The sequence below is a fragment of the Methanosarcina sp. genome (genome assembly GCF_035390745.1).
Taxonomy (GTDB): domain Archaea; phylum Halobacteriota; class Methanosarcinia; order Methanosarcinales; family Methanosarcinaceae; genus Methanosarcina.
This window is the reverse complement of record NZ_DAOOUJ010000041.1, coordinates 19,187-28,731: the sequence shown is the minus strand read 5'-3', so window position 1 is coordinate 28,731 and position 9,545 is coordinate 19,187. Positions and strand designations below refer to the sequence as shown.

9 protein-coding genes and 1 pseudogene are annotated in these 9,545 nt (G+C 41.8%); 6 read left to right on the top strand and 4 right to left on the bottom strand.

Annotated features, from left to right (window positions below):
* Positions 1-400 precede the first annotated feature (400 nt).
* Positions 401-664 carry a heavy-metal-associated domain-containing protein gene (locus tag PLL47_RS10155; protein WP_324446083.1) on the bottom strand — a complete coding sequence of 88 codons (264 nt, stop codon included), beginning with the start codon at positions 662-664 and terminating at the stop codon, positions 401-403.
* A gap of 97 nt (positions 665-761) precedes the next feature.
* A complete protein-coding gene (locus tag PLL47_RS10150) occupies positions 762-2,417 on the bottom strand; it encodes an ABC1 kinase family protein (RefSeq protein ID WP_324446082.1) in 1,656 nt (551 codons plus the stop codon).
* 280 nt (positions 2,418-2,697) lie between these two features.
* On the opposite strand from PLL47_RS10150, the pseudogene PLL47_RS10145 reads away from it, so the two are divergent.
* The 3 genes and pseudogenes from PLL47_RS10145 (at position 2,698) to PLL47_RS10135 (ending at position 4,203) form a co-directional block, all read left to right on the top strand.
* Positions 2,698-3,058 (top strand): annotated as a pseudogene (locus PLL47_RS10145) (TATA-box-binding protein).
* A gap of 44 nt (positions 3,059-3,102) precedes the next feature.
* Positions 3,103-3,675, top strand: a complete 573-nt coding sequence (locus tag PLL47_RS10140; protein ID WP_324446081.1) for a TetR/AcrR family transcriptional regulator — start codon at positions 3,103-3,105, stop codon at positions 3,673-3,675.
* A gap of 69 nt (positions 3,676-3,744) precedes the next feature.
* Positions 3,745-4,203, top strand: a complete 459-nt coding sequence (locus tag PLL47_RS10135) for a hypothetical protein (RefSeq protein WP_324446080.1) — start codon at positions 3,745-3,747, stop codon at positions 4,201-4,203.
* 210 nt (positions 4,204-4,413) lie between these two features.
* Here PLL47_RS10135 and PLL47_RS10130 read toward each other — a convergent pair whose 3' ends face one another.
* Positions 4,414-5,034, bottom strand: coding sequence for a class I SAM-dependent methyltransferase (locus tag PLL47_RS10130; RefSeq protein WP_324446079.1), 621 nt, complete (start codon positions 5,032-5,034; stop codon positions 4,414-4,416).
* A gap of 35 nt (positions 5,035-5,069) precedes the next feature.
* Positions 5,070-5,669, bottom strand: a complete 600-nt coding sequence (locus PLL47_RS10125) for a class I SAM-dependent methyltransferase (protein ID WP_324446078.1) — start codon at positions 5,667-5,669, stop codon at positions 5,070-5,072.
* 237 nt (positions 5,670-5,906) lie between these two features.
* Here PLL47_RS10125 and argH point away from each other — a divergent pair, with 237 nt between their 5' ends.
* The 3 genes from argH to PLL47_RS10110 all read left to right on the top strand — a co-directional run bounded on the left by argH (position 5,907) and on the right by PLL47_RS10110 (position 9,517).
* Positions 5,907-7,382, top strand: a complete 1,476-nt coding sequence (gene argH, locus PLL47_RS10120) for an argininosuccinate lyase (protein WP_324446077.1) — start codon at positions 5,907-5,909, stop codon at positions 7,380-7,382.
* Between the two features lie 183 nt (positions 7,383-7,565).
* Positions 7,566-8,843 carry a Glu-tRNA(Gln) amidotransferase subunit GatD gene (gatD, locus tag PLL47_RS10115; RefSeq protein ID WP_324446076.1) on the top strand — a complete coding sequence of 426 codons (1,278 nt, stop codon included), beginning with the start codon at positions 7,566-7,568 and terminating at the stop codon, positions 8,841-8,843.
* Between the two features lie 512 nt (positions 8,844-9,355).
* Complete coding sequence (locus PLL47_RS10110; RefSeq protein WP_324446075.1) at positions 9,356-9,517, top strand: symporter small accessory protein; 162 nt, start codon at positions 9,356-9,358, stop codon at positions 9,515-9,517.
* The last annotated feature ends 28 nt before the right edge of the window (positions 9,518-9,545 follow it).

Genomic DNA, 9,545 nt, shown 5'->3' with positions numbered 1-9,545 from the left:
TAATAAAGCTGTTAAAGCAAAATATTAACTGGAAAAGGTAATATAGGCATATTCTTCTGTATATGTCTATATTACGTTCCCCATTGGTTCGTTTGCCCTCTCGCCTCAGTATATGATCAGATGTACTGACAATAGAAGAACAGATTTAGACTCTTCCGGAAAAATGTGGTTATAAAAACAAAATGAGAACTACAGCCACTGAAATTACCCAGGAAACAAGTCCAGAAATTTTAGAGGGTGTGAATTAGCTATAAAATCTGTAAGGGAAGGATTTCTTCCCTGCTTTCATCTTTTTTATTACTCGATTTAATTTCTGGTTGTTTTTTATTGAATTTTAATCTCGATCTTTTTCTACTGCAGCATTGTTAACATAAGAGAAAGATCAATAAGAAATACTGAATTATAATGGCTCGTACCCAGCCTCCCGTATTGCAGCCCTTATTTTTTCGATATCAGTTCTTGACTCTTCAAAATCCACAACTGCTTCTCTTTTCTCAAGGTTTACATCAACATCCACCACTCCCTTCACAGAAGCAATAGCTCTCCCCACTCTAACAACACAGTGATTGCATTCCAGACCTTCAATCCTTATGATTTCCTGTGCCAGATAATAACCCCCTTCCAAATTAATTGATGCCGGATTTTGATTATTCCCGGTATGCAAATTCAATAAAGGAAATATTATATTGTAAATATCAGGTACAATATTATTTTAATTTCTGTTTATTAGAACTTTTGTATTGAAGACTCACTCTCACTCCTTATTTCCCACACAGAAAAGCAATAACAGCTATAAGGATTGCCCCTCCAAACCCTATCAACCCAACCCATGAAAAAAAATCTCCGTATAGTAATATATAAGCTGAGACAATCAGCAGAACGGCAAGGAAAAATTCCCTCGAAAAAACACTGCGTTTGTTATCCTTTTGTCTCACTTCAAAGAATCTGTCTCCAATACCTTCCATTTTGTCTGCAACCTCCCTGATCACAGCCCTCAGCTCGGCTTTTTCGTCCATCGGCTCGGTGGAAAACTCGATATGAAGGGCAGCTCCTTTTGGAGTATTGAGCTTCTTGTAAGCATCCATAAGGACAGGGACTGCAATGCTTTTAATATTATACTTTGGGTCAAGTTCAAGGCAGACTCCTTCTATAAGCAGGATTGCCCTCTGCAGGGTTGAGAATTCACCCGGGAGCCGGATATCGTATTTCAGGCCCAGTTTTGCATAATTGTCGCTCTGCCTGCCTTCAAGCCCGTAGTTCTGGTTTGCGATCAGTTCATCCATATCCTTCCTGAGCCTGCGGACATCCACATCCTTCGCATCCGCACCCCCTATTCTCAGGAATCCCCGGGTTGCTCCTTCCACATCCCTGTTATTGATGGCGTAATAAAATTCCAGCATATTCTTTTTGAGCTCATCATCTATACTGCCAACAGCCCCGAAATCAATGAAAGCAACGGTGTCATCCTCCTGAACCAGCATATTGCCGCCGTGGGGGTCTGCATGGTAAAAGCCGTCAATATATACCTGCTTCAGGTAACTTCTGGTGATAGTACGGGTATATTCCGATTTTTTGCTTTGAGGCACCGGCATATCAATTATATCTTTGATCTGGGTCCCCTGAATGAATTCCATAGTAAGGACATTTGCCGAACAGTAATCCGGATAAATTTTGGGCACAGAAACATTTTTCACATTTTTGAAATTGTCTTCAAAACGCCTCATATTGACGGCTTCAATCCTGAGGTCAACTTCCCGAGTAAGCATTTCCCGGATTTCCAGCAAAAAAGCATCAATGTCAAAGTTACTTCCCACTCCCAGAACCTTTCTCATAACAGGTTTGAAGTCGTCCATAATCGAAAGATCTACATTTATGACATCAATCAGGTGCGGGCGAAGGATTTTAACAGCTACAGGCTTACCTTCAAGGACACCTTTATAAACCTGAGCAATAGAGCCGCAGGCAATCGGATCAGGATCAAAGCTGTCAAAAATATTAATAAAAGCTTTAGCTTTCCTTTCCCTGGCAGCTTTCAGTTCTTCTTCACTTTTTTTCCTGTTCCTCTCTGCACGCGGCTGATACTCACATATACATGCAAGGTCAAGAGATTCAGCCATCTCCTCAAAAGGCAGAGGCTTAACCCTGTCCTGCAAACTCGCCATTTCAATAACATAAGGCTGAGGCACGAGATCAGGCCGTTTGCTCATAGTCTGCCCCATCTTGATAAAAGTAGGTCCGAGCTCTTCAAAAGCCTGCCTGAGTTTCGCTGCTGTCTGCCTGTTTTCGAGATCAAAAGTACATGTACAATCCGGATTTGAAATATAATCGGTATGCAGATCCCGGTAAAGCTCCGGAATAAGATTGTATTTGAAAAGAACCCTTATGACCTCAAAATAGCGCTTTATCTTCCCCAGCATCGACTAAGGATTGGTCGTTATTGTTTAATAGAGTTTCTTTAAGATGAATAAATGAATTTAAAGTCTAAAGCTAATTTTTTAAGGCATCATGGTAATCAGTAAAATTTAAATAATATGTAGACCAGTCATTATAATCACTCGAAAACAATTCGGTCATGCCCGTGAGTTATTGATCAATTCCAAAATAGAGTACATCCTCCATGTTTGGTTAAAATGGATATTATTTGCTTACTTTTTCAATAACTAACTCTCCATTACCAATAATTATATAGGATATTGTATGGAACCTGCAATAACTATAGAGAACGTGGTGGCATCTACCAGGCTGGCAGAAGATTTCGATCTGCAAAAATTAATGGAGACCGGGCTTGAAGGCGCAGTATATAACAAAACGAAGTTTCCAGGTCTCGTATACAGAATTGAGAATCCAAAGGTTGTCTTTCTAATTCTTACCTCCGGAAAAATGGTATGAGCCGGAGGTATTTCCAGGGCTTGTTTGTAAACTTGAGGCTCCAAAGGTGGCAGTGCTTATATTCAGAACTGGCAAACTGGTTATCACAGGTGGAAAATGCCCGGAGGATTGTGCAGAGGGACTGCGGATCATCAGGACACAGCTGGACAACCTGGGATTTCTTTATTAAATTTCCAACAACATGGCTATTATCAATAATTTTGTGGAATCTATATGGAATCAAAAATGAATACTCGTGAAAAAATCCTTGCTACAGCTGCTTTTTTATTCCAGAAAAATGGTTACCATGCCACAGGATTAAATGAAATTATTAAAGAAAGTGCAACACCTAAAGGGTCATTGTATTATCATTTTCCCGATGGAAAGGAGGAATTAGCGGCAGCCACTATAAAATTGATGGGAAATAAAATTCAACACCATATCGAAGAAGAATTAGCAAAGAACAGCGATCCAGTTAAAGCTATCAAAGAGTTTATTCTGGATATAGCACGGGAATTCAACGAAAAAGATCAGGAAAATTGTTTTTCTATCGGTTTGCTGGCCCTGGAGACGGTCTCAATAAGCGAATCATTACGAAAAACCTGTATTGAAGTCTATGATATGTGGACTGATACTTATTATCAGAAGTTAGTTAGCAGCGGCTTTTCATCAGAAAGAGCGAAAGAACTGAGCTTAATTCTTCAACTGATGATAGAAGGTGCGATAACAATATCTTTGATCCGCAATGATGACACCATGCTGGTAGCTGCTGCTGAAAATGTACCTCTTTTATTGAAAAATAAATAACTTAAACTTTCATATATTTTTACCTGGTAATATATAGACTGGTCTATGTATTCAACGAGGCTGAAATTTATGTCAACTCTTATCGAGATCAATGGAATCGCTGTACAGGTATATGAATCAGTATTTGAATATGCGTCTCGAAACGCGGGCTTTTCTGACTATGAAGATGAGAAAGTGGACGTGTCATATTTCTCAGGCAAGGACAGGGTATCGAAGCTTCCGAAAGTGTTTGTTAGACCGATATTACTATACAAGGACCTGAATTTTTCAGTCGGGAAACAGGTAGTTGATGGTGTAGAATTTCCGGAGATACTGGAAATAAACGGCCTAGAATATTCACTTGTAAATTTTGGCGAACATGAAATCAGCTATCTGAAAACAGATGTCATGGACAAACCCGTGTATACTCTAATATACAGAACCGTGCAGGTTACTGAGGGAGTGTATCGGTATGCTTATCCCTTCACTGAGATCTTCGAAACAAAAGAAGCAGCGCAGGCAAAGGCTGATGCGATGAATAACACTTGAGGAAATATAACTGACTTCTACAGATGTCTTAAAAAACGCGCATGATATTCTTCGAATAACATGCCCAAAGAATGAAAGACTTGAGAGTACTTTCATGCCAAGCAAAATGTCAAAAAATAATACTTTTCTCTATAACTCCAACAAATGATGAGTTCATACTACTGGCATACCTGTTCATGTGATCTCTGAATTTTCAGAAATTATAAATCTTTACGGTTTTGCCCTGATCTTCCTGAAAACATCCTTAAAAGCCAGTTTTTTTGCTTCCTTAATCTTAAATCCGGCTTCTTCTATATTCCTGGCAGTATGCCGTGTCGTATGATCCCCAAGCAGAAAAGACAGAAAAGGATCAATCAGGTGCTCAAAAAGGTCAATAATCGGGCTATTGCTGTGCATATGCTCAAGGGCTATCAGCTCACCTGAAGGTTTAAGGACACGCCTCATTTCTTTAAGAGCTTTCACAGGATCGGGGATTGTACAGAGGACAAAAGTCGTAACTACATAATCAAAACTGCTGTCCGGAAATTCGAGATGCTCTGCATCCATAAGGAGAAGATTGACATTTTTCATTTTCCCGGCTTTCTCTCGGGCTTTTTCGAGCATACCTTCACTGGCATCGATTCCTGTTACAGAACAGCCATCAGGATAGTACTTCAGATTCCTTCCACTTCCCACCCCTATTTCCAGAACTCTTCCGCTAAGACCGGAAAGTGCCTCTTTTCTCCATTTCCGAAAAAAGAAAATTTCCAGAGGCAGGTCTAACAGTTCATAAATGGGTGCTATTCGGTTATACTTTGAAGCTGCAGAAATCGTAGATATCTTTGCGGGCATTGACATTATAATTAAAGTGCTCTGAATAAAACCATTTATGTTTTTGCCCTGATCTTTTTGAAAACGTCTTTAAAAGCCAGATTTTGTTCTTCCGTGATAGTAAACCCAGCCTTTTTGATATTCTCCACCGTGTTTCGGGTCAATTCGTCTCCTATCAGGAAAAACATAATAGGGTTAATTAAATCCTCAATACGGGCGATAAGAGGGCTTTTGCTGCGCATGTGTTCAATGGCTACCAGCTCCCCTGAAGGCTTAAGGACGCGTCTCATTTCTTTTAAAGCTTTCACGGGATCAGGAATTGAACAGAGCACAAAGGTTGTGACAACATAATCGAAGGTATTATCCGGAAAATCCATGTGCTCGGCATCCATGAGGAGAAGAGTAACGTTCTTCCTGCCTTTATGTTTCTTTCTGGCTTTATCAAGCATCCCTTTGCTATTATCGATTCCTGTTACCTGAGTACCCGCGGGGTAATATTCCAGATTCCTTCCGGTTCCCACACCCACTTCCAGAACTCTGCCTTTGAGATTTGAAAGCGCTTCTTTCCTCCACTTCCCATATAAGAAAATCTCTACCGGCGCCTCCATCATATCATAAACAGCAGAGATTCGGTTATACTTTGAGACTACGGACATCAAATATATTTACGCTTTCATACCTGATATATTGCCCAGAAGAACTCCAGAAACCGATTCATATTTAAGTGTTTGAAATAATACCACGCTTCGGATTTCACCAGAGGTAAATAAAGGACATGACAAAGGTCAGTCGAGATTCCAGATAAGCTCACAATATCATTTATCTCACAGGAGTCATTATTACATAACGAATCTCACTATACAATCCATTCACAATAATACAGAGGAAACCCGATGAGCAACATTTTACGTAGAGGCAGGCTTGAAGCTGCCCAGGATGAGGAAATTTTACATTACACCTCCTCTATGGAGGCTGACAGGTGGATTTTCAATGCTGACATAGTTGTGGACCTTGCCCATACCGTAATGCTGAAAGAGCAGGGGATAATAAAAGAAGAAGACTGCAGCAAAATCCTCAGCGGGCTTTTGAAGATAAGGGAAGAAGGGATGGAAAAGCTCGATTTCAGTTATGAAGACATACACATCTCGCTTGAATCCAGGCTCATCGATATGGTCGGAGAGGATGTGGGAGGCAGGATGCACTCCGGGCGTTCGAGAAACGATGAGGTTGCGACCTGCATCAGGCTGACTCTCAGAGAAGAGCTTCTCGGCCTGCTCGAAGAAATTTTTGCCCTCAGAAAAACCCTTGTCACCCTCGCAGGAAAACACACTGAAACCCTCATGCCCGGCTTTACTCACCTCCAGCACGCCCAGCCTACCACCCTCGCTCACCACCTCTGTGCCCACGAATCTGCTCTCGGAAGGGATTTTGACAGGGTGCAGGACGCTTTTACCAGAGTTAACCTCTGCCCGCTCGGAGCTGCTGCATTTGCATCTACGGGCTTTAACCTGAACCGGAAAAGGACTCAGGAACTCCTGGGCTTTGAAGGCCTGATGGAAAATTCAATGGATGCGGTCAGCAGCAGGGATTTCCTTATCGAATGTGCCTCTGTGTTTTCAAACCTCATGATAAACCTTAGCCGGATGGCTGAAGAACTTGTAATCTGGTCTTCTTCCGAGTTCAATTTCATTGAGCTGGATGATATGTATGCTTCCACTTCTTCGATTATGCCCCAGAAGAAAAACCCGGATACTGCGGAATTAATGCGCGGAAAAACAGGAGTGGCTGTGGGTGCCCTTATGTCCCTGCTTACTATCTGTAAAGGCCTGCCACTGAGTTACAACCGCGACCTTCAGGAAGCAACTCCCAATATCTGGCGCTCGGTAGAAACCGTACGAGCTTCTGTCAGGGTAATGGAAGGGATGGTCAGGACCATGAAAGTCCATACGGATGTGCTTTCGGCCCAGTCAATTACAGGGTTCACGACAGCTACTGAACTGGCGGATACCTTTGTCCGGGAAACGGGAATTCCCTTCAGAACCGCACATCAGATTGTAGGGATGCTTGCAAAGGAAGGAGAAAAACCAACAATGGAAAGGATTGATTCTGCGGCTGAAGTTGTGCTCGGTGAGTCGCTTTCAAGCAGAGGATTAACGGAAAAGATGGTAAAGGAAGCTCTCAATCCGGTTTCCAATATAAATAGAAGAAAGATTGAGGGAGGTCCTGCTCCTGAACAGATGAAGCATTATATCTCAAAGAGGCAGACTGAGCTTGAACTGAATGCCCAGGAAATCGCAACCCTGAAAGATATAATCGACTCGGCTTTTGAAAACCTGCTTGCTGTAGTCGATGAATACAGGAAAAACTGAGCGCGGTGATATTAAGCGTGAAGAAACGCGTTTAATTTTAATATTATTTAGACCTCTTAGTATCGCACAGATTATACAGGTTATACAGTTTAAAGCTGCAACACTAAAGCAGCATTAAAACATTTTACAGAATTACCAATAATTATTTAATAATTATATACCTCAGCGGAAAAGGGATTATTTATGGAATTCAAACAGGGCGATCGGGTACGCATTGAGAAGAACGGCACTGTCTACGAAGGTAAAGTAATGCCGTCCATGGAAGGATATATCACAATCAAAATGAAGAGCGGTTATAACGCTGGTTTTTCTATAGATAAAGTAAAGATAACTCCTCTGGAAAATAACGGAGAAGCTGAAAATGGAGACAATGGAGGAGGAAAAAGACAAAAAGAGTCCAGAGCAAAAAAAGAAAAAGTTTCAAAGCCCGGACTCCCAAAGATTTCGATCCTTTCCACAGGCGGAACAATTGCCAGCAAAATCGACTACAGGACAGGCGCAGTTACGTCCCAGTTTACTGCTGACGATATCCTTGCTGCAATCCCGGAACTGAAAGAAATTGCAGATTTCAAAGGCAGGGTAATTTCAAGCATCCTTTCTGAAAATATGGACCCGGATTCCTGGCAAAACCTGGCGAAAGCGGTTGTCGAGGAGATCGAAGCCGGAGCTGATGGAATAATCATCACTCACGGTACGGACACAATGATGTACTCTGCAGCAGCCCTTTCCTTTATGATAGAAACTCCGGTGCCTATCGTGTTTGTGGGTTCCCAGAGAAGTGCAGACCGCCCCAGCAGCGATAATGCAATGAATGCGATCTGTGCAGCAAAGGTCGCCATAAGCGATATTGCCGAAGTTGTGGTGGTTATGCACGGGACAAGCTCGGACGATTTCTGTGAGATCCACCGCGGAACAAAAGTAAGGAAAATGCACACTTCCCGCAGGGACGCATTCAAGTCCCTGAATTCTCTTCCTGTAGGGACTGTGGATTACGGCACAGGAGAAATAGAAACTTTTATTGATTATACCAGACGCGGAGAAAAGTCCCTCAAATTCAAGCCCGGAATGGAACCGAAATGCGCCCTTGTGAAGTTCACTCCAGGAGCAGACCCGGCAGTCCTTGACTATTACAGGAATAACGGATATAAAGGGCTGGTCATAGAGGGTACAGGGCTCGGGCACGTTTCCACAAAATGGATTCCTTTTATCCGGAAAGCTGTGGACGCAAAAATGCCTGTTATAGTTACATCCCAGTGCCTTAACGGAAGAATCTGCGACCGCGTTTACGATACAGGCAGGGATATGCTGAAAGCAGGTGCAATTGAAGGAGAAGATACTCTTCCCGAAACCGCCCTTGTAAAGCTTATGTGGGTACTTGGCCAGACTGATGACTTTGAGAAAGCTATCATTATGCTTAAAGAGGATCTCAGCGGGGAAATTAGCGAGTGCACGCATAGATGATTTCCTGAGAAATCGTTCTTAAAGCAATAATGAACCATAATGCAATAACAAGCCCCGAAAGGGGTTTCCTTTAATTTGATCTTATGAAATATTTTTTCTTGCCTATATCTTATGTTTCTTTTTTAGCCAGTCAACAGAAAAACTTATGAATTTACTTATAAATGCTTTGATCTAAAGCTAAAAACAGTTTCATATCAGAGGAAGCTTTTTTTGAGCAGGCGAAAGTGTTTTTATCAGGGTGTTCTCCTGATACTTTGATAGATTAGTTATTGTTTTTCCTGGACGGCAGGGCTGATAAATGATGTGTGCGTGCGAGAAAAGAGCATACATCAAAACCGGTTGCAAAAAAAGAAGAGATCCGAAGATTCAGAAAAACCTCCTCTTTTTATAGAGTTCACTTCACTGTAAAATTTATTCGGCTCAACATATTTAAATAACAAAAAACTGTAATGTACTGTGTTAGCAAGTGTCATGTTAGCTGATAGCAGGTAACTAAAGACAGGTGGTAGTATATGTTAGTGTTAGGAATCGAGGATCCACAGATCTGGCTTGCGTACATTGCCAGTATACTCAGCGCACTCGGGTGCCTGATTTACGGAGCTTTTCACTGGAGAAGCGAAGAAGATCAGCCGGTAAAGAGCAGTGTTAAAAAACCGGAGGTTCAGGACCAGTAAACTCAACATTGCTGGAACTGGATTTTCC